18 protein-coding genes are annotated in these 19701 nt (G+C 64.8%); 15 read left to right on the top strand and 3 right to left on the bottom strand.

Going from position 1 to position 19701, the window contains the following annotated elements:
- Positions 1-44 precede the first annotated feature (44 nt).
- Complete coding sequence (locus KY496_RS16500) at positions 45-212, top strand: hypothetical protein (RefSeq protein ID WP_219861593.1); 168 nt, start codon at positions 45-47, stop codon at positions 210-212.
- A gap of 183 nt (positions 213-395) precedes the next feature.
- On the opposite strand, the gene KY496_RS16495 is transcribed toward KY496_RS16500, so the two are convergent.
- The gene (locus KY496_RS16495) at positions 396-1031 is read right to left on the bottom strand and encodes a hypothetical protein (RefSeq protein WP_005664819.1); all 636 of its coding nucleotides are present in this window, start codon (positions 1029-1031) and stop codon (positions 396-398) included.
- Positions 1032-1051: 20 nt separating this feature from the next.
- Entirely contained in the window at positions 1052-1636 is a 585-nt protein-coding gene (locus KY496_RS16490) for a hypothetical protein (RefSeq protein WP_005664821.1), read from the bottom strand.
- 240 nt (positions 1637-1876) lie between these two features.
- Here KY496_RS16490 and KY496_RS16485 point away from each other — a divergent pair, with 240 nt between their 5' ends.
- The 3 genes from KY496_RS16485 (at position 1877) to KY496_RS16475 (ending at position 6078) form a co-directional block, all read left to right on the top strand.
- Positions 1877-2578: an HAD family hydrolase gene (locus KY496_RS16485; RefSeq protein ID WP_219861592.1), complete on the top strand. Its 702-nt coding sequence runs from the start codon at positions 1877-1879 to the stop codon at positions 2576-2578.
- Between the two features lie 119 nt (positions 2579-2697).
- A complete protein-coding gene (gene hrcA, locus KY496_RS16480; protein ID WP_005664825.1) occupies positions 2698-3726 on the top strand; it encodes a heat-inducible transcriptional repressor HrcA in 1029 nt (342 codons plus the stop codon).
- A gap of 150 nt (positions 3727-3876) precedes the next feature.
- Positions 3877-6078, top strand: a complete 2202-nt coding sequence (locus KY496_RS16475) for a FepA family TonB-dependent siderophore receptor (protein WP_219861590.1) — start codon at positions 3877-3879, stop codon at positions 6076-6078.
- 98 nt (positions 6079-6176) lie between these two features.
- Here the strand turns inward: KY496_RS16475 and fur are convergent, their stop codons facing one another.
- A complete protein-coding gene (fur, locus tag KY496_RS16470) occupies positions 6177-6608 on the bottom strand; it encodes a ferric iron uptake transcriptional regulator (RefSeq protein ID WP_005664829.1) in 432 nt (143 codons plus the stop codon).
- Positions 6609-6687: 79 nt separating this feature from the next.
- On the opposite strand from fur, the gene KY496_RS16465 reads away from it, so the two are divergent.
- The 11 genes from KY496_RS16465 (at position 6688) to KY496_RS16415 (ending at position 19681) form a co-directional block, all read left to right on the top strand.
- Positions 6688-7314, top strand: a complete 627-nt coding sequence (locus KY496_RS16465; protein ID WP_005664831.1) for an outer membrane protein assembly factor BamE — start codon at positions 6688-6690, stop codon at positions 7312-7314.
- On the top strand, positions 7314-8126 hold the full coding sequence (gene dapB / locus KY496_RS16460; protein WP_005664834.1) for a 4-hydroxy-tetrahydrodipicolinate reductase: 813 nt from the start codon (positions 7314-7316) through the stop codon (positions 8124-8126). The genes KY496_RS16465 and dapB overlap by 1 nt, the downstream gene beginning before the upstream one ends.
- Positions 8126-8452 (top strand): barstar family protein, encoded by a 327-nt coding sequence (locus KY496_RS16455; RefSeq protein ID WP_219861588.1) that lies wholly within the window; start codon positions 8126-8128, stop codon positions 8450-8452. Before dapB ends, KY496_RS16455 begins: the two co-directional genes overlap by 1 nt.
- 130 nt (positions 8453-8582) lie before the next feature.
- Complete coding sequence (leuS, locus tag KY496_RS16450) at positions 8583-11225, top strand: leucine--tRNA ligase (protein WP_005664837.1); 2643 nt, start codon at positions 8583-8585, stop codon at positions 11223-11225.
- Positions 11226-11233: 8 nt separating this feature from the next.
- Positions 11234-11743 carry an LPS assembly lipoprotein LptE gene (lptE, locus tag KY496_RS16445; RefSeq protein WP_071361203.1) on the top strand — a complete coding sequence of 170 codons (510 nt, stop codon included), beginning with the start codon at positions 11234-11236 and terminating at the stop codon, positions 11741-11743.
- Positions 11744-11757: 14 nt separating this feature from the next.
- Positions 11758-12771: a DNA polymerase III subunit delta gene (holA, locus tag KY496_RS16440; RefSeq protein WP_005664841.1), complete on the top strand. Its 1014-nt coding sequence runs from the start codon at positions 11758-11760 to the stop codon at positions 12769-12771.
- A gap of 66 nt (positions 12772-12837) precedes the next feature.
- A complete protein-coding gene (locus KY496_RS16435) occupies positions 12838-14103 on the top strand; it encodes a glutamate-5-semialdehyde dehydrogenase (protein ID WP_005664842.1) in 1266 nt (421 codons plus the stop codon).
- 21 nt (positions 14104-14124) lie between these two features.
- On the top strand, positions 14125-14538 hold the full coding sequence (locus KY496_RS16430; RefSeq protein ID WP_071361206.1) for a CopD family protein: 414 nt from the start codon (positions 14125-14127) through the stop codon (positions 14536-14538).
- 135 nt (positions 14539-14673) lie between these two features.
- The gene (locus KY496_RS16425) at positions 14674-15891 is read left to right on the top strand and encodes a class I SAM-dependent RNA methyltransferase (protein ID WP_005664845.1); all 1218 of its coding nucleotides are present in this window, start codon (positions 14674-14676) and stop codon (positions 15889-15891) included.
- A 12-nt stretch (positions 15892-15903) separates the two neighbouring features.
- The gene (locus tag KY496_RS16420) at positions 15904-17193 is read left to right on the top strand and encodes a multidrug effflux MFS transporter (protein WP_005664847.1); all 1290 of its coding nucleotides are present in this window, start codon (positions 15904-15906) and stop codon (positions 17191-17193) included.
- Positions 17194-17509: 316 nt separating this feature from the next.
- On the top strand, positions 17510-19681 hold the full coding sequence (locus KY496_RS16415) for an HDOD domain-containing protein (protein ID WP_219861586.1): 2172 nt from the start codon (positions 17510-17512) through the stop codon (positions 19679-19681).
- Positions 19682-19701: the final 20 nt, after the last annotated feature.

The raw sequence follows: 19701 nt of genomic DNA, 5'->3' as shown, positions 1-19701 counted from the left end.
TGGACAGCCGATCCGGCGCCTCAACCGACCCACAGGAGCAAGAAATGAACGTCCTCAAGCACGTGGAAGCCATCTTCATCGCCGCCGCCATCCTCGCCGGCTTCAGCAGCTACGCCGTCGCCGCCAATGCGCGATCGAGCGAGGCTTACCAGTCGCAGGTGTCGGTGGGCATGGAAAAGATCGCCGTGGTGAAGGTCAGCGCCGCCCGCTGAGCAGCGCCGGCACACCGTACCGATGCGGCGGGCAAAAAAAAGCCCGCTCAAGGAGCGGGCTGAAATCCAATTCTTTTCTGAGGAGAGTTGGAGGAGACAGGAGTTATTATGCTGCGCGACAGCATATAAATCCAATTTTCCTTTCAAATACTCGACATAAGAATTGTGTATATCTGGTCAGGCTTACGCCGCGACGCAGTTGACCTGGATATTGGTCACTTCTGCATCAGGCATGACGCCAGTGCCGTTGACCACGGTGCAGACCTGGCCAGTCGGGTTGGCAATCACCACCACGCCATAGGTCGTGCCATAGCTGACATTCGGCAGCTGGAAGTCGATCGGCGTCGTGACACCGGCGGCCGGCTTCGTTACCGTACCCGCGCCGCCGGTGCTGCCGTTGGCCAGCACCAGGCCGTCGGCGGTCAGGCCATTGACCTTGCCGCTCAGCGGATAGTTGTTCACGATGCAGACGTAGGTGACGTTGATCTCCGCCAGCCGGCCCGCCGTATCGTTGAAGTTCGGGATCGTATTGTCCGGCGTAACGCATTGGCGCTGGAATTGCGGCGTCGACTTGAAGACGACGTTGTACACGTCACCATACTCGAGCTTGTTTGGGAACTCGAAGTTGACCGGGTCGCCCGGCTTGGCAGGCGGGTCGATCGGCAGGTCCATGCCATTGGTGGTCAGGACGGCGCCCGGATAGACGATGCCGGAGATCGTGCCTTTCACGGCGAACTCGGCTTTGTCGCTGCCGCCACAGCCGGCCAGGCCCGCGGCCAGCGCCAGCGCGAGGGCCGGACGGATCAGGGAAGACTTCATGCGTAACGCTCCAGGAAAAATTAAGGGGTGCAGGTGACGGCCACGTTGGTGACGTCGGCAGGTCCCACGGTGCCGCTGCCGTTGTTGACAGTGCAAGTCTGATTGGCAGGCTGTTGCAGGATGGTGACACCGTAAGGCGAATCTTCGGCGACATCGGCCATCTTGAACGAGGTGGCGCCGGCCTGGAGTGCCACACGGTCGGAACCGTTGACCAGCACCAGCTCACCTTTCAGGTTGCTGACGCTGCCAGAGAGAGCGTGGCGCTTGAGCGTACACGTGATGTAGACGGTGTAGACGTGATAGCCCGCGCGGCCACTCGCATTCTGGATATCGCAGCGCTCGACGTTCGATGGCGTGGATTTGATTTCGACGGAATAGCGGTCGTCGGTCGAGATCAGGTTGTCGAATGCCCAGGTCGCCGCACCGGTGCCATCGGCCGGCGGCGTGATCGCCTTTTCCTGGCCGTCGTTGGTCAGTACCAGACCGGTTTTGGTCACACCGGAAAAACTACCGCCCAGCACCAGCTGGCCATCGCTGCCGCCGCAGGCAGACAGTGCGACCGCGCAGGCCAGCGCCGCGCCGGCACGCAGGTAGGAACTCTTCATAACATCTCCAAAAAATCTAGCGGGAAAGCGCAGCTGCGCGGTGAGAATAGAAAAATCGCTCAACATTTTAGTCCATTTGGCAAGCAGCTGGTCCATTTCGGGCGTATATGGTTTTGTATCTTGGTGTAACCATAATTCAACAAAGGCAACATTCCAGGGTGCTAACGGCGTGCGCATTGCGTTCGGCGTAGCGCGTCGCTATGCTTGGGGCGCACCTTTTCTCCCTTAGTCTGGAAGCCGATGACCCGCCAACCCTGGCCGAAAGCCGTCCTGTTCGACCTCGACGATACCCTGTGGCCGATCGCGCCCGTGATCCTGGAAGCCGAAAAACTGTTGTATGCCTGGCTCGGCGAGCACGCGCCGCGGGTGGCCGAACGCTTCACGATCGACAGCCTGCGCGCTGCGCGCCTGGAATTGCTGGCCGCGCGCCCCGAATTCGGGATCGACCTGGGCGCGCTGCGCCATGCCGGCCTGGTCGCCGCCTTCGAACAGGTGGGCGAGGATCCCGGCAAGGTCGAGCTGGCGATGACCGTTTTCTTTGCCGCCCGCAATGCCGTGACGCCCTACGAGGATGTCGTGCCCGGACTCGAGCGCCTGAAGCGACGTGCCCTGGTCGGCTCGGTCACCAATGGCGTGGCCGACCTGCAGACCATCGGCCTGGCCCACCACTTCCAGGCTTCGGTGGCGGCGCGGCAGTATGGCCGCGCCAAGCCCGATCCCGGCATCTTCCTCGCCGGCTGCGCCGCGCTCGGCGTCCTGCCTGGCGAGACCCTGTACGTGGGCGACGACCTGTTGCTGGACGTGCAGGGCGCCCAGCGCGCCGGCCTGCGCGCGGCCTGGATGAACCGGACCGGCAAGGTCAACGAATTCGCCCATGAAGTCCAGCCCGACGTCGAAGTGGCCAGTCTCGACGCGCTGCTCGACTGGCTTGAATCCTTGTAGAAGCGCGAGCACGAGCGTTGGACATGCGTCACAGCAAGCCTTGCGCTGCCCGTGCCATGCCCCAACCTGCCTATAATGCACACGTTAAATACGCGCGCCATTAAACGTTTCCCGGAATCATGCAACTCGACCAACGTGCCCACACCCTGCTCAAAGCCCTCGTCGAGCGTTATATCGCCGACGGCCAGCCGGTAGGCTCGCGCGCGCTGTCCAAGCTGTCGGGCCTGGAATTGTCGCCAGCCACGATCCGCAACGTCATGGCCGACCTCGAGGAGATGGGCTTCGTCGCCAGTCCGCACACCTCGGCCGGCCGCATTCCGACGCCGCGCGGCTACCGAGTGTTCGTCGACACCCTGCTGACGGTGGGGCCGATCGACGACAAGGCGGTCGATGCCGAGCGCATGCGTTTGCCGCAGCCCTTGTCCAACCTGCAACCGCAAAAACTGATCGCCAACGCGGCGCAGATGCTGTCCTCGCTGTCGCAATTCGCCGGCGTGGTGCAGAGCCCACGCCGCGAATCGGTCTTCCAGCAGATCGAATTCCTGCGCCTGGGCGAAAAGCGCATCCTGCTGGTGATCGTCGATCCGCGCGGCGACGTCCAGAACCGGCTGCTGCTGCTCGATAAGGATTATTCCCCGGCGCAACTGACCCAGTCGGCCAATTACCTGAACCAGAACTTCGCCGGGCTGTCCTTCGACGAGGTGCGCAAGCGCTTGAGCGGAGAGCTGCAGCAATTGCGCGACGATATGGGCCGCCTGATGCAGGCGGCGGTCGAGGCTGGCAGCGAAGCGATGGCCGAGGGCGACGACATGGTCATCGCCGGCGAGCGCAACCTGCTGTCGGTGTCCGACCTGTCATCCAATATGAGCTCGCTGCGCCAGATGTTCGAGATGTTCGAGCAAAAAACCGGCTTGATGCAATTGCTCGACGTTTCGAGCAAGGCTGGCGGCGTGCAGATCTTCATCGGCGGCGAGTCGAAGCTGGTGCCGATGGACGAGATGAGCGTGGTGACCGCGCCGTATGCGGTCGACGGCCGCATTGTCGGCACCCTGGGCGTGATCGGCCCGACGCGGATGGCCTATGAACGAGTGATTCCGATCGTCGACATCACGGCCAAGCTGCTGTCGAACGCCCTCAGCCACTCCTGAATCGCTAAAAACTTAAGCCAGTGCAAGGCTGGCAACCTTCTTGCCACAATTTGACAAAGTTTTGGAAATGCAAATGAGTATGATTCTCAATTGCATTGAGCCGGAGCGCTCCGGCTTGTCCAGAACAATCAAATAACAGGAACAAGAGGGATGAAACTGACAGCAAACCGCATGACGCCGCTCGCCGCCGCCGTCGGACTGGCGCTCCTTGGCTTGCCGGCCATGGCCCAGCAATCCAACCAGCCGATGCACCAGGTGCACATCGTCGGCACCGCCGAGGAAGAACTCAAGCAGGCGATCGGCGTCTCGGTCATCACCTCGGAAGACATCGAAGCGCGTCCGCCGGCGAATGACCTGGCCGAGCTGATCCGCACCATGCCGGGCGTGAACCTGACCGGCAACAGCGCCAGCGGCCAATACGGCAACCACCGCCAGATCGACCTGCGCGGCATGGGCCCGGAAAACACCCTGATCCTGGTCGACGGCAAGCCGGTCAGCTCGCGCAATTCGGTGCGCATGGGCCGCAGCGGCGAGCGCAACACGCGCGGCGACACCAACTGGGTGCCGGCCGAAGCGGTCGAGCGCATCGAGGTGCTGCGCGGCCCGGCGGCGGCGCGCTACGGGTCCGGCGCCGCCGGCGGCGTGATCAACATCATCACCAAGGCGCCGGGCGACTATCTGACCGGTTCGGTCACCGCCTATGCGCTAGCGCCGGAGCACGGCGAGGAGGGCAACAGCAAGCGGCTCGGTTTCAACCTATCCGGTCCGCTGGCCGGCAAGCTCTCGTTCCGCGTATTCGGCAACGTCAACAAGACCGATGCCGACGAGCTGGCGCTGAACGCCACGCCGGACAATACCGCCAACGGCGCGATCCCGCCGGCCGGCCGCGAGGGCGTGCGCAACCGCGACATCGGCGGCCTGCTGCGCTGGGACTTCATGCCCGACCAGGTGCTGGAATTCGAATCCAACTTCAGCCGCCAGGGCAATATCTACGCCGGCGACCGGGCCGTGAATGCGGCCGGCTTCCCGATCCTGGGCGAGCTGGCCAATGCGGCCGCCGAAACCAACGTCATGCTGCGCCGCACCGCCGCGCTGACCCACCGCGGCAAGTGGGGCGCCACCACATCGCGCCTGTGGCTGACCTATGAAGGCACCGACAACACCCGCATGAACGAAGGCCTGGCGGGTGGGCCGGAAGGCAGCATCAGCGACCCGACCAAGAAATCGACGTCGGAACTCGAAACCTATGGCGCCAACGGCGAGATCAGCACGCCGCTCAACTTTGGCGGGGTGGCGCAGATGCTTACCGCCGGCTTCGAGGCGCGCAAGGAAAAGCTCAACGACCCGTATTCGATGACGCAGGCCGCCACCGCGATTCCCGGCATGCAGGAAGGCAACCGCGATGGCCGTTCGAGCGCCGAAACCTATGCTGTCTACGTCGAAGACAATATCGGCGTGAACACCGCATTCACCGTGACCCCGGGCCTGCGCTTCGACAAGCACAGCCAGTTCGGCACCAACTGGAGCCCGAGCCTGAACGCCTCGTATGCCTTGAGTCCAACCCTGACCCTGCGCGGCGGCGTGGCGCGCGCGTTCAAGGCGCCGAACCTGTACCAGTCGAACCCGAACTACCTGTACTACACGCGCGGCAACGGCTGCCCGATCAATAACCCGAACCTGGGCGGCGGCTGCTATGTGCGCGGCAACGAGAACCTGGCGCCGGAGACCTCGCTCAACAAGGAGATCGGCATCGGCTGGAAGGACCGCGGCCATGAGGCTAGCCTGGCCTACTTCCACAACGACTACAAGAACAAGATCACCGGCGGCATGGATCGCCTGCTCGGCAACACCTCGGCCAATGGCCGGTTGTTCCAGTGGGAGAACTCGCCGGAGGCGGTGGTGCAGGGCGTCGAGGGCAACCTGACGATCCCGTTCGGTCCGCGCCTGAAGCTGACCAACAACCTGACCTACATGATCGAGAACGAGAGCAAGAGCAATGGCGAGCCGCTGTCGGTGATTCCCGAATACACGCTGAACTCGACCCTGGACTGGAAGGTCAATGCCAGACTGACGACGCTGTTGACGGTGTCCTATTACGGCAAGCAGGAACCGCGGCGCCTGACCGGCACCGGCGGTCAGGCCAGCGGCGAGGCGCTCAACACGCTGGCGCCGTATGCCGTGGTGGGCGCCAACGTCGGCTACGCCTTCACGCCGAAGCTGTACCTGCGCACCGGCATCAACAACCTGTTCGACGAACGCCTGTTCCGGCGCAGCACCAACGGCAGCACGGGCGCCGAGTCGTACAATGAACCGGGCCGCTCGCTGTTCGTGAACCTGACGGCGTCGTTCTGACGACGCCTGGATAGAGAAAGGGCGCATGGGATGACTCCCATGCGCCCTTTACTTACTTTTACACTGTTACTTTTACACCGGCCGTGCCGGCCGCAGGATTACTCCGGCTTGGCGATGCCCCGGCACTCCGGGCAGCTGCCATAGATCGCCAGCGCATGCTCGACGATCGTGAAGCCGTGTTGCTCTGCAATCATCTGCTGGCGCTTCTCGATCTCGTCGTCGTAGAACTCTTCGACGCGGCCGCAGGTGACGCACACCAGGTGGTCATGGTGGGAACCGGCGTTGAGCTCATAGATGGCCTTGCCGGTCTCGAAATGGTTGCGGTTGAGCAGGCCGGCCTGCTCGAACTGGGTCAATACGCGGTAGACGGTCGCGAGGCCCACGTCCATATTGTCAGCAAGAAGGATCTTGTAGACGTCTTCCGCCGTCAGATGCCGTACGGAGCTGTTCTGGAAGATTTCCAGGATTTTCAGTCGTGGCAGCGTGGCCTTGAGGCCGCTCGCCTTCAGGTCGGTCGGGTTGTTACTCATGTTTGTCACTCGAATATTGGCGGAGTGCTTTATGATATAGCGTTTTGAAAGCTCCCGCTCGAACGTATTGAGGTTAACTATGCCTGTCAAACAAGCCGTATTCCATCGATTCTCCGCCAAGGCGGCGCTGGCGGCGGGCCTCGCCTGCACCTTGACGCTGTCCGGCTGCGCCTCCTGGCGCAACCAGACGCGTCCGGCGCCGCCGGTGGCGACGGATGCGGCCGCCAGTGCGTCCGACGCGGAAAAGTCGGCCGCCATCGCCAATGCCGGCGCCCAGACCGTCCAGGCGACGCGCCTGCAGCGCTTCCTGTGGATCTTCTCGCCTTATCGTCCAGACATTCAGCAGGGCAACTTCGTCTCGCAAGAGATGCTGGACCAGCTCAAGGCCGGCCAGACCCGCGACCAGGTGCGCTTCCTGCTCGGTTCGCCGCTGCTGATGGATGCCTTCCACGCCGACCGCTGGGATTACCCGTTCTACCTGGCGCGCGGCAATGGCGAGCTGACCACCAGCCGCGTGACCGTGTTCTTCAAGAACGACGTGGTCGAGCGTTTCGAGGGCGGCAACCTGCCGAGCGAGCGCGAGTACATCGACCGCATCGCCGGTCCAGCCAAGAAGAAGTCGGAGCAACTGCCTCCGAAACCGGCCGATGCGCCGGCTGTACAAATTAATGCGGGCAACACCGAACGTCGCCCAGGAACGCCATAATGACCATGTTGAATATCGCCGTTGCCGGCGCCAGCGGCCGCATGGGCCGCATGCTGATCGAAGCCATCCAGGAAGCGCCCGACATGCGCCTGGCCGGCGCCCTCGACGTCCCGGGTTCGCCCTTCATCGGCCAGGACGCGGGCGCCTTCGCCGGCATCCTGACCGGCGTGGTCATCGAAGACAGCATCAAGCACGGCCTGCACAATGCCGACCTGCTGATCGACTTCACCCGCCCCGAAGGCACCCTGCAGCACCTGGAATACTGCGCCGCCAACGGCAAGCAGATGGTGATCGGCACCACCGGCTTCGACGAGGCCGGCAAGGCCGCGATCCGCGCCGCCGGCGAAAAAATCGGCATCGTGTTCGCCCCCAACATGAGCGTGGGCGTGAACGTGACGCTCAAGCTGCTCGAAATGGCCGCCAAGAGTTTTTCGGAAGGCTATGACATCGAGATCGTCGAGGCGCACCACCGCCACAAGGTCGACGCGCCGTCCGGCACCGCCCTCAGGATGGGCGAAGTGATTGCCGACGCCATTGGCCGCGACCTGAAGGAATGCGCCGTCTATGGCCGCGAAGGCGTCACCGGCGAACGCGATCCGTCGACCATCGGTTTCGCCACCGTGCGCGGCGGCGACGTGGTGGGCGACCATACCGTGATGTTCCTCGGCACCGGCGAGCGCATCGAGATCAGCCACAAGTCGAGCAGCCGCGTGACCTATGCCCACGGCTCGCTGCGCGCGGCGCGCTTCCTGGCGGACAAGGCCAACGGCCTGTTCGACATGCAGGACGTGCTGGGCCTGAAGGACAAATAATGGCCGTGGCAGAACTGAACGGCGCCGTCATCACGGACGAAGCGTCGTTCCACCAGCAGAGCCGCGAGGCCTTCGGTTTCCCGGCCTCGTATGCGGACAGCATCGACGCCTGGGTCGACTGCATGAGCTATCTGCGCGACGACGAGAACATGACCAAATTCAAGCTCAAGCCGGACGAGATGCTCGAAATCGTCATCCTCGAGGCCGACAAGATGAAGGCGGCGGCGCCCGACCTGCTCGAAGAGCTGAGCTATTGCGTCGGCGGCATCAACGAGCGCTATGAGGACTACGGCGAAAAGCCGGCGCTGGAACTGGTCCTGCGCTGATCCTCGAAGGCAGCGTTCAACGCGACGCTGCCTTTTTTGCATTTTCCCTCGCGCACCGCGCCGTCGCCGCAGTGCAAAATGAACGGGTTATAATGACCGGTTCCACCTTCCACATTACGTCTGCAGAATCATGCAAGAAAAATATAGTCCAGCCGAAGTAGAACAGGCCGCCCAGGCCTACTGGAAGTCGATCGACGCCTACAAGGCCGTCGAAAACGACCCGCGTTTCCCCAAAGGCAAGTATTACGCCTGCTCGATGCTGCCTTACCCATCGGGCAAGCTGCACATGGGTCACGTGCGCAACTATACGATCAACGACGTGATGTACCGCTACCTGCGGATGAACGGCTATAACGTCCTGATGCCGATGGGCTGGGACGCATTCGGCATGCCGGCCGAAAACGCGGCGATGGCCAACAACGTCCCGCCGGCCGAATGGACGTATTCGAACATCGCCCACATGCGCGGCCAGATGGAATCGATGGGCCTGGCGATCGACTGGTCGCGGGAGATGACCGCCTGCAAGCCGGACTACTACAAGTGGAACCAGTGGATGTTCCTCAAGATGCTCGAGAAGGGCATCATCTACCAGAAGACCGGCACCGTGAACTGGGACCCGATCGACCAGACCGTGCTGGCCAACGAGCAGGTCGTGGACGGCCGCGGCTGGCGCTCGGGCGCGCTGATCGAGAAGCGCGAGATCCCGATGTACTACGTGCGCATCACCGACTACGCCGACGAGCTGCTCGACCACGTCGACAACAAGCTGCCGGGCTGGCCGGAGCGCGTGCGCACCATGCAGGCCAACTGGATCGGCAAGTCGACCGGCGTGCGCTTCGCCTTCCCGCACACGATTGCGGGCGACAATGGTGAGCTGATCAATGATGGCAAGCTGTACGTGTTCACCACCCGCGCCGACACCGTCATGGGCGTGACCTTCTGCGCCGTGGCGCCGGAACACGCGCTGGCCCAGCACGCGGCCCGCAACAACCCGGCCCTGCAGGAATTCATCGCCGAGTGCAAGATGGGTTCCGTGATCGAGGCCGACATGGCGACCATGGAGAAGAAGGGCATGCCGACCGGCCTGTTCGTCACCCATCCGGTCACGCAAGAACAGATCCCGGTCTGGGTCGGCAACTACGTCCTGATCACCTACGGCGACGGCGCCGTGATGGGCGTGCCGGCGCACGACGAGCGCGACTTCGGCTTCGCGAAAAAATACAACCTGCCGATCAAGCAGGTAGTGGCGGTCGAGGGCCAGGAATTCTCGCTGGAAGCCTGGCAGGAGTGGTACGGCGACAAGGAAAACGGCCGCACCATCAACTCGGGCAAGTACGACGGCCTCGATTACATCTCGGCCGTGAACGCGGTCGCGGGCGAACTGGCAGAACAGGGCCTGGGCGAAAAGAAGACCACCTTCCGCCTGCGCGACTGGGGCATCTCGCGCCAGCGCTACTGGGGCACCCCGATCCCGATGATCCATTGCGGCGAGTGCGGCTCGGTGCCGGTCCCCGAGGCCGACCTGCCGGTCGTGCTGCCGGAGCACCTGGTCCCGGACGGCACCGGCAATCCGCTGAACAAGGACGAAGCCTTCCTCAAGTGCGACTGCCCGCAATGCGGCAAGCCGGCGCGCCGCGAGACCGACACGATGGACACCTTCATCGATTCGTCGTGGTACTACATGCGCTATACCTCGCCGGGCTCGAACGAGGCGATGGTCGACGCCCGCAACGATTACTGGATGCCGATGGACCAGTACATCGGCGGCATCGAGCACGCCGTCATGCACCTGCTGTACGCGCGCTTCTGGACCAAGGTGATGCGCGACTTCGGCCTGGTGAAATTCGACGAGCCGTTCGTGAACCTGCTCACCCAGGGCATGGTGCTCAACGAGACCTATTACCGCGAGGACGCCGCCGGCAAGAAGACCTGGTTCAACCCGCTTGAGGTCGAGCTGACTTTCGACGACAAGGGCCGTCCGCAGAACGCGGTCCTGAAGGCGGATGGCCAGCCGGTGGAAATCGGCGGCACCGAGAAGATGTCGAAGTCGAAGAACAACGGCATCGACCCGCAGGCCCAGATCGAACAGTACGGCGCCGACACCGCGCGCCTGTTCACAATGTTCGCCTCGCCGCCGGAGCAGACCCTGGAATGGTCGAACAGCGGCGTCGAAGGCGCCAGCCGTTTCCTGCGCCGCGTGTGGGCCTTCGGCTACGCCCAGCGCGAACGCATCGCGGCATCGTTCAACGGTGAAGCGCAGGGTACGCTGAACGACGACCAGAAGACGCTGCGCCGCGAAGTGCACAAGGTGCTGCAGCAGGCCGACTACGACCTGAAACGCATCCAGTACAACACCGTGGTCTCGGCCTGCATGAAGATGCTCAACACCCTCGAGTCGGCGAAGCTGGACGACTCGGCCGCCTCGAACGCGATCGTCGCCGAAGGCTTCTCGATCTTCCTGCGCCTCCTGAACCCGGTCGCGCCGCACATCACGCACGCGCTGTGGCAGGAGCTGGGCTTCGCCGCCGCCCATGGCGACATCCTGAACGCCGCCTGGCCGCAGGTCGATCCGGCCGCGCTGGAGCAGTCCGAGATCGAGATGATGATCCAGGTGAACGGCAAGCTGCGCGGCTCGGTCAAGGTGCCGAAGGAGGCCGACAAGGCCGCCATCGAAGCCGCCGCGCTGGCTTCCGAAGCGGTGCAGAAGTTCATCGAAGGCACGCCGAAGAAGGTCATCGTGGTGCCGGGCAAACTCGTCAACATCGTGGTGTAAGGATCAATATGTCGAACAAGACCCTGGTGCGTGCGCTGGCGGCGCTCTTGATGGCAGGCGTGCTGGCAGGCTGCGGCTTCCAGCTGCGCGGCAGCGACGGCCAGTACAACCTGCCGTTCCAGAGCATCTGGCTGTCGTTCAACGAGTCTTCGCCGCTGGGCACGGAGCTCAAGCGCAACCTGCGCGCGGGCGACACCGTGCGCATCGAGACCGACGCCTCGAAGGCCCAGGCCCTGTTCGACGTGATCAGCGAAACGCGCGGCAAATCGATCCTGTCGCTCAACAGCCTGGGCCGGGTGCGCGAGTACTCGCTCAGCTACACCCTGGTGTTCCAGGTGCGCGACGCCAACAATCGCCAATTGCTGGCGCCGACCGAGATCACCCTGCGCCGCAACATCGCCTTCGACGAATCGCAGGTGCTGGCCAAGGAATCCGAAGAAGCGCTGCTGTACCGCGACATGCAGTCCGACCTGGTGCAGCAGATCCTGCGCCGCCTGGCGGCGATCAAGCCGGCATAAGGAAACCAGTACCGATGCAGTTGCGGCTCGAGGCGCTCGACGGCCATCTGAGCAAGGGCTTGGCGCCCTTGTACGTGATCACCAGCGACGAGCATCTGCTCGCGCTGGAAGCGGCCGACCGGATCCGCAAGACGGCGCGCGCGCAAGGGTATACCGAGCGCGACGTGCTCACGGTCGAGCGCAGCTTCAAGTGGGGCGAGCTGCTGGCCGCCAACCAGGCGCTGTCGCTGTTCGGCGACAAGAAGCTGATCGAGCTGCGCATCCCGACCGGCAAGCCCGGCAAGGACGGCAGCGCCGCGCTGCAGAGCTACGCGAAAGACCTCAGCCCCGACAACCTCACCCTGATCACGCTGCCGAAGCTGGACTGGCAGACCGCCAAGTCGTCATGGGTGACGGCGCTGCAGCAGTCGGCGGTCTATATCGAGATCCCGAACGTCGAACGCGCCCACCTGCCGGGCTGGATTGGCCAGCGGCTGTCGAGCCAGGGCCAGAGCGCCGAACGCCAGAGCCTGGACTTCATCGCCGACCGGGTCGAGGGCAACCTGCTGGCGGCGCACCAGGAAATCCAGAAGCTGGGGCTGCTGTACGAACCGGGCAAGCTCAGTTTCGAGCAGGTGCACGACGCGGTGCTGAACGTGGCGCGCTACGACGTGTTCAAGCTGTCCGAGGCGATGCTGGGCGGCGACCCGGCGCGCCTGGCGCGCATGCTCGAAGGATTGAAGGGCGAGGGCGAGGCGCTGCCGCTGGTGCTGTGGGCGGTGTCCGAAGAGATCCGCACGCTGCTAAAATTAAAGACCGGCATGTCGCAGGGACGCCCGCTGGGCGCGCTGCTGAAGGAATACCGGATCTGGGGGCCGCGCGAGCGGATGATGGAGCCGGCGCTGCGCCGCGTGTCGCTGGGCACGCTCGAGGCGGCGCTGCAGGACGCGGCGCAGGTCGACCGCATGGTCAAGGGCTTGCGCGCGAAGGGGTTCGCGGGCGATGCGTGGGATGCGATGCTGCAGCTGGCGTTGAAGGTGGCGCGCTAAGACAGCCGCTTTCGATACGGATGTGCATCGCTCGGCGCGCCTGATCGATAACGCAACGGGAATACGATGGACATCACCGCACACATGCACCAACTTGGCCGCCAGGCCAGGATCGCCTCGCGCGCCATGGCGCGCGCCGACACGGCCACCCGCAACCGCGCACTGGAGCTGATCGCGACCGCCATCGAGCGCGACGCCGGGTTGCTGCGCGCGGCCAATCAAAAAGACCTGGACGCCGCGCAGGCCGCCGGCCTGGCCCCGGCCCTGATGGACCGCCTGGCGCTGTCGGATGGCGCCATCGCCACCATGGTCGCCGGCCTGCGCCAGATCGCCACCTTGCCCGACCCGGTCGGCGAGATCTCGAACATGAAGGTGCGTCCGAGCGGCATCCAGGTCGGCCAGATGCGCGTGCCGCTGGGCGTGATCGGCATCATCTATGAAGCGCGCCCGAACGTGACGGTCGACGCGGCGGGCCTGTGCATCAAGAGCGGCAACGCCGCCATCCTGCGCGGCGGTTCGGAAGCGATCCACTGCAACCGCGCGCTGGCCAAGCTCGTGGCCGAGGGCCTGGCGGGCGCCGGCCTGCCGCAAGATGCCGTGCAGGTGGTCGACACGACCGACCGCGCCGCCGTCGGCGCCCTGATCACGATGCCGGAATACGTGGACGTGATCGTCCCGCGCGGCGGCAAGGGCCTGATCGCGCGCCTGATGAAGGAAAGCACGGTGCCGATGATCAAGCACCTGGACGGCATCTGCCACGTCTACATCGACGACAAGGCCGACGTCGAGAAGGCGCTGGCGGTGGCGTTCAACGCCAAATGCCACCGCTACGGCACCTGCAACACGATGGAAACCCTGCTGGTCGCGCGCGGGATCGCCCCCACCGTGCTGCCGCGCCTGGCCGCGCTGTATGCGACCAAAGAGGTCGAGCTGCGCGCCGATGCCGAGTCGCGTGCGATCCTGGCCGGCTATCCGCACCTGGCCAACGCGAGCGAAGAGGACTGGAGCACCGAATACCTGGCGCCGATCCTGGCGGTCAAGGTGGTGGCCGATATGGATGAAGCGATCGACCACATCACTGCCTATTCGTCGAAGCACACCGAGGCCATCGTCACCGAGGACTACACGAGCGCCATGCGCTTCCTGCGCGAAGTAGACTCGGCCTCGGTGATGGTGAACGCCTCGACCCGCTTCGCCGACGGCTTCGAATACGGCCTGGGCGCCGAGATCGGCATCTCGAACGACAAGCTGCACGCGCGCGGCCCCGTCGGGCTGGAAGGACTCACGTCGCTCAAGTACGTCGTGTTCGGGCACGGCGAAGTTCGTCAGTAATCAACAACAACAAGGAATCGCATGTACCTCTGGATCAAAGCCCTGCACATCGTCTTCATCGCCTCGTGGTTCGCCGGCCTGTTCTACCTGCCGCGCATCTTCGTGAACCTGGCCCAGGAAACCAACCCGGCCGCGCTCGAGCGCCTGCAGGGCATGGCGCGCCGCCTGTACCGCTTCACCACGATCCTGATGGTGCCGGCGCTGCTGCTCGGCCTGTGGCTGGCGATGATGATCGGCATGAAGCACGGCTGGCTGCACGCCAAGCTGGTGCTGGTGATCCTGGCGATCGGCTACCATCATGCCTGCGGCTCGATCCTCAAGAAATTCGAGCGCGGCGTCAACACGCGCAGCCATACGTGGTTCCGCTGGTTCAATGAAGTGCCGGTGGTCCTGCTGCTGGTGATCGTGATCCTGGCGACGGTCAAGCCGTTCTGACGACGCAGTTTTCAAGCAGTATCCAGACAGTCCCGCGCAGCGACCCGTCAGGGCGTTGCGCGTTTTGCGTCATCGGCCAAGGGCCGTGGCGCGTTATTCCTGAACAGTTTCATCAACGGACAAAGGGTTCCCCTCATGGCTTCCTATTTTTGCCCATGCCCACGCGGCATGGAAGCGGCGCTGGCCGAAGAACTGGGCGAGATCGCCCAGCTTTCCACCACCTTCAAGGTGCACAACCAGGTGCCGGGCGGCGTGCACTGCTCGGGCACGATGCAGGACGCCTGGCTGGTCAACCTGCATTCGCGCATCGCCTCGCGCGTGCTGATGCGCATGGGTCAACGCAGCTACAGCAACGAAAACGACATCTACGACCTGGTGCTCGAGCAGCCCTGGGAAGACTGGTTCGGCCCCGACCACACGATCCGCGTGGACGTCACCGCCGTCAAGTCGCCGCTCAAGAGCCTCGAATTCACCACGCTCAAGATCAAGGACGCGATCTGCGACCGCTTCCGCGACCAGTACAACAAGCGTCCCTCGGTCAACACGCGCGAGCCGGACATGCGCATCGTCGGCTTCCTCGACCAGCGCAACTTCATCATCTACCTCGACACCTCGGGCGAAGCGCTGTTCAAGCGCGGCTGGCGCGAAGAGACGGGCGACGCGCCGCTGCGCGAAAACCTGGCCGCGGGCCTGCTGCGCGTCTCGGGCTGGAAGCCGGGCGTGCCGCTGTTCGACCCGATGTGCGGCTCGGGCACGATCCTGGTCGAGGCGGCCCAGATGGTGCAGGGCATCCCGCCCGGCGCGCGCCGCCGCTTCGCCTTCGAACAGTTCGCCGACCACGACCGCCAGGCCTGGGCCGCGATGAAGGCCGCGATCAAGCCCAATCCGCTGCCGAGCGAGCCGACCATCTTCGGTTCCGACATCTCGGGCGACATGGTCGCCATGACGCGCCATAACCTGAAGGTGGCCGGCATCCTGTTCGACGTGCCGCTCAAGCAGATCGAGGCCCAGCACGTGTCGGCGCCGACCGCGCAGCCGGGCATCCTGCTCACCAACCCGCCGTACGGCGAGCGGATCGGCGTGCGCGGCGACAGCACCGTGCCGCAGGACGAGATGGCGCTGGGCTTCTACTCGGCCTTTTCCACCACGCTCAAGCAGCGCTTCGCCGGCTGGACCGCTTATCTGTTCACCGCCGATCTTGGCTTGCCCAAGATGCTGCGCCTGAAGGAATCGCGCAAGACGCCGTTCTTCAACGGCGCGCTCGAATGCCGCCTGTTCCGCTTCGACATGGTGGCCGGTTTCAACCGCCGCGAGGGAGCAACACCGAGCAAAACCGAAACAGGACAGAACTAAACTGGATTAACGATGCTGCCGCCAACCGACCCGCCCGATCTTCCCAAGGACCCCGTCACCCCGGTTCCACTTCCCACTCCCCACAAGATCGCGATGCTGTCGGCCGGCGGCCTGGCGACCCTGCTGGCGGCCCTGTCGATGCTGGGGCCGTTCTCGATCGACGCCTATCTGCCGGCCTTCCCGCAGATCCAGGCCGAGCTGCGCGCCACCCCGCTCGAGGTGCAGCAGACCCTGACCGCGTACATGCTGGCCTTCGCCGGCATGGTGCTGTGGCATGGGGCGCTGTCGGACGCCTTCGGGCGCCGCAACGTGATCCTGGTGGCGCTGGTGGTGTTCGCGATCGGCACCTTCGGCTGCGCCTCGGCCTCCTCGGTGCATTACCTGTGGGTGTTCCGCATCATGCAGGGCGTGTCGGCGGGGGCCGGCGTGGTGGTGGGACGCGCCATCATCCGCGACCTGTATTCCGACACCGCGGCGGCGCGCCTGCTGTCGATGGTGACCATGATCTTCTCGATCGCGCCGGCCATCGCGCCGGTGGTGGGCGGCTGGATCGTGCTGTGGTTCGACTGGCGCGCGATCTTCCTGGCGCTGTGCATCTACACCGTGCTGCTCGGCTGGTTCTGCTGGAAGCACCTGCCCGAGACCATCCCCAGCACACAGCGCCAGCCGTTCAACCCGCGCTTCCTGGCCAAGAGCTATGGCGCGATCTTCAGCTCCTTCCTGTTCCACATGAAGGCCGGCGTGACCGCCCTGAACTTCGGCGGCCTGTTCCTGTACATCGCGGCGGCGCCGGTCATGCTGCCCGAAAGCCTGGGCCTGGGACCGTCGCAGTTCGCCTGGCTGTTCGTGCCGACCGTGAGCGGGATCTTCCTCGGCTCGCTGATGGCCAACCGCCTGGCCGGCAGGATGGACTTCGCGCGCCAGATCCGCATCGGCTACTTCTTCATGCTGGGAGCGGTGACCTTCAACGTGACCTACCACGCCTTCCTGCCGCCGGCGCTGCCGTGGACGGTGGCGCCGATGTTCTTCTTCACCTTCGGCAGTTCGCTGATCGCGCCCGGCGCGACCCTGCTGGCGCTCGACCTGTTCCCGCACATCCGCGGCACCGTGGCCTCGTGCCAGTCCTTCGTCTCGACCCTGCTCGGCGCGGTGGTGGCCGGCGCGGTCGCCCCGGCGCTGTCGCACTCGGTGCTGGCGCTGGCCGTCGGCCAGATGTTCTTCGTGCTGGTCTCGCTGGCGTTCTGGGACACGGCGCGGCGCCACCGGCGAAAATTGCGGGCGCGGGGGCAACACGTTCCCTGAGCGTGAACCCGGCGAACGCCGGGTTTTTTTGTGCCTGAATTTTACGATTTTTTATGCAACAGTCGTATCGATGCAACAAGCATATGTCTCATTTCACTCTGCCATACAGTTAGAGCCTGCCCTCGGCAAGAGTTATTACTGTAACTATTGTTCCTGATCGGAAATGTATATATGCTACGATACGCGTTTTTACATCTGGAGCAGAGGGCAAGTTACTCGCCTGTTCCATTGACTGAAGTGCTAGATGTTGTGGCAGGCCTCCCCCAAGGGCAACGCCACCAACCAACCTTCGACAAGTGGCGCCGTGCTAGAAAACATGCACCAATCCGACCAGGACATCCGCAATCGCTTGCTGATTGCGCGTCTGCCGGCCATGCCGCAGATCCTGGTCAAGCTGATCGAGCATCTGCAGGCCGACGACCTCGGCATGCCGGAGCTTGCCGCCCTGATCGCGAAGGATGCCGGCATGACCGGCAAGCTGCTGGCGGTCGCCAACAGCTCCGCCTACCACCGCCACTCGCGCAGCGCCGACCTCGAACAATCGCTGGTGGCGCTCGGCACCGACATGATCAAGACCCTGGTCATCAGCGATTCGGTGTTCCAGACCTTCAACAGCTTCCCCCATTCGAACAGCACCGACCTGCGCGCGTTCTGGAAGCATTCGCTCAGCGCGGCGGTGCTGGCGCGCGACGTGGCGCGCGCGCTGGGTTACGCGCATCCCGAAGAAGCCTACCTGGCCGGCCTGCTGCACAACGTGGGCCGGCTGGCGCTGCTGGCCGCGGCGCCCAAGGAATACGGCTTCAACTTCACCGCGCGCGATGACGACGATCTGTGCGCGGTCGAGCAGCGCACCCTGCAGATCACCCACACCGAGGCCGGCGCCTGGCTGATCGAGCGCTGGCAGCTCGATTCCTTCCTGGCCGACGCGGTGCTGTACCACCACGAACCGAGCGAACGGCTCGAGTCCAGCCATCCCCTGATCCGCATCGTGCGCCTGGCGCACGTGCTGTCCCATCATGCGGACGATGCGACGATGGTGTTGGAAGCCAGCGCGCTGTGCGGCCTCGACGCCGGAGACGCGGCCCAGCTGGTGGAGAAGGCCGCGCGCCAGGTCGAGCAGGCCGCCGCCCACCTGGGCATCGACCTGGCGGGCGCCGACGACATCCCGAGCCCGCCGGCCTACGCGCCGCCAGCGCCCGTCGATCCGGTGCAACAGCGCCTGAACGAGGAAGTGCGCAATATGGTGCTGGTGTCCGAAGTCGGCCAGAGCCTGGCGCGCCAGCAGGGCGAGTCCAGCCTGCTGGACGCGATGACGCGCACCGCGCGCATCCTGTTCGATTTCGACAGCGCCGTGGTGCTGCTCGAGAACCCGACCGGCCAGCTGCTTGCCGGCGCGCCGACCTTCGGCGCGCAGCGCATCGCCGAGTTCACGCTGCCGCTGGCGAAAGGCGGTCCGGTCGCGCGCAGCGCGCTGGAACGCCGTCCGGCTTTCGTGCAGCGCGCGCGCCACCACGACCAGCTGGGCCTGGCCGAGGAGCAGCTGCTGCGCATGCTGGGCACCGACAGCCTGGTGGTGGTGCCGCTGGTCGCCGGCCCGCGTTGCCTGGGCGTGCTGATCGGCGGCGTGCCGGGCTGGCAGCTGCCGCATTGCCAGCGCCGCGAGCGTTTCATGCAGGCCTTCGGCGCGCAGGCCGCCGCGGCGCTGGAGAACCTGCTGCTCGAGCGCGGCCACGCGCGGCGCCAGCTGGCCAGCGTGGCCGAGGAATTCCGCGACGCCTCGCGCCGCGTGATCCACGAAGTGAACAATCCACTGGCGATCATCAAGAACTACCTCAGCGTCCTGGACGGCAAGCTGGCGCGCCAGGAGCCGGTGGGCGGCGAGCTGTCGATCCTGAGCGAAGAGATCGACCGCGTCGGCCAGCTGATCGGCAGCCTGGCCGACCAGCGCACGCCGGACGCTGCTCCGCGTCCGCTCGACGCGGCCAAGGTGGTGGACGACGTGCTGCGCCTGTTCCGCGGCAGCGGCTACGTGCCGGCCACGACCCAGGTCGTGGCGCGCATGGAAGGCGATGGCGCGATCGAGGGCGATCCCGACCTGCTCAAGCAGATCCTGGTCAACCTGGTCAAGAACGCGGTCGAAGCCCTGGGCTCGCGCCCGGCGGGGCGCATCGAGATCGTCAACCGCGGCCACGTGAACCGCGAGCGCCGGGTCTACCTGGAACTCGTCGTCAGCGACAATGGCCCGGGCCTGTCGCGCGAGGTGCTGGCCAACCTGTTCTCTCCGGTCAGGAGCGCCAAGGACGGCCTCGAGGCCGGCGCCAACCGCGGCCTTGGCCTGTCGATCGTCCATGGCCTGGTCAAGCAGCTGGACGGCCACATCGCCTGCCGCAGCGGCAGCACCGGCACTTCCTTTGAAATCCTCCTGCCGGCGTGGTCCGGCGCCGGCGCGGCCCCTGCGCTCCCGGCGCGCGCCCTCGGTTCCGCTTGACCCTCACCATGCACGCGCAT

It is taken from the genome of Massilia sp. NP310 (assembly GCF_019443485.1).
In the GTDB taxonomy this organism is placed as follows: Bacteria; Pseudomonadota; Gammaproteobacteria; order Burkholderiales; family Burkholderiaceae_D; genus Telluria; species Telluria timonae.
Note: the sequence above shows the minus strand (reverse complement) of the source record. Positions and strands in the feature narration are given on the sequence as shown.

Excerpts from the sequence above, each read along its gene's own strand:
- fur (WP_005664829.1), bottom strand. The coding sequence starts at position 6,608 with ATGAGTAACAACCCGACCGACCTGAAGGCGAGCGGCCTCAAGGCCACG.
- KY496_RS16490 (WP_005664821.1), bottom strand. The coding sequence starts at position 1,636 with ATGAAGAGTTCCTACCTGCGTGCCGGCGCGGCGCTGGCCTGCGCGGTC.
- KY496_RS16430 (WP_071361206.1), top strand. The coding sequence starts at position 14,125 with ATGTACCTCTGGATCAAAGCCCTGCACATCGTCTTCATCGCCTCGTGG.
- KY496_RS16415 (WP_219861586.1), top strand. The coding sequence starts at position 17,510 with ATGCACCAATCCGACCAGGACATCCGCAATCGCTTGCTGATTGCGCGT.
- KY496_RS16500 (WP_219861593.1), top strand. The coding sequence starts at position 45 with ATGAACGTCCTCAAGCACGTGGAAGCCATCTTCATCGCCGCCGCCATC.
- KY496_RS16425 (WP_005664845.1), top strand. The coding sequence starts at position 14,674 with ATGGCTTCCTATTTTTGCCCATGCCCACGCGGCATGGAAGCGGCGCTG.
- KY496_RS16435 (WP_005664842.1), top strand. The coding sequence starts at position 12,838 with ATGGACATCACCGCACACATGCACCAACTTGGCCGCCAGGCCAGGATC.
- KY496_RS16420 (WP_005664847.1), top strand. The coding sequence starts at position 15,904 with ATGCTGCCGCCAACCGACCCGCCCGATCTTCCCAAGGACCCCGTCACC.
- KY496_RS16465 (WP_005664831.1), top strand. The coding sequence starts at position 6,688 with ATGCCTGTCAAACAAGCCGTATTCCATCGATTCTCCGCCAAGGCGGCG.
- leuS (WP_005664837.1), top strand. The coding sequence starts at position 8,583 with ATGCAAGAAAAATATAGTCCAGCCGAAGTAGAACAGGCCGCCCAGGCC.
- KY496_RS16485 (WP_219861592.1), top strand. The coding sequence starts at position 1,877 with ATGACCCGCCAACCCTGGCCGAAAGCCGTCCTGTTCGACCTCGACGAT.
- KY496_RS16495 (WP_005664819.1), bottom strand. The coding sequence starts at position 1,031 with ATGAAGTCTTCCCTGATCCGTCCGGCCCTCGCGCTGGCGCTGGCCGCG.
- lptE (WP_071361203.1), top strand. The coding sequence starts at position 11,234 with ATGTCGAACAAGACCCTGGTGCGTGCGCTGGCGGCGCTCTTGATGGCA.
- KY496_RS16455 (WP_219861588.1), top strand. The coding sequence starts at position 8,126 with ATGGCCGTGGCAGAACTGAACGGCGCCGTCATCACGGACGAAGCGTCG.
- hrcA (WP_005664825.1), top strand. The coding sequence starts at position 2,698 with ATGCAACTCGACCAACGTGCCCACACCCTGCTCAAAGCCCTCGTCGAG.
- KY496_RS16475 (WP_219861590.1), top strand. The coding sequence starts at position 3,877 with ATGAAACTGACAGCAAACCGCATGACGCCGCTCGCCGCCGCCGTCGGA.
- dapB (WP_005664834.1), top strand. The coding sequence starts at position 7,314 with ATGACCATGTTGAATATCGCCGTTGCCGGCGCCAGCGGCCGCATGGGC.
- holA (WP_005664841.1), top strand. The coding sequence starts at position 11,758 with ATGCAGTTGCGGCTCGAGGCGCTCGACGGCCATCTGAGCAAGGGCTTG.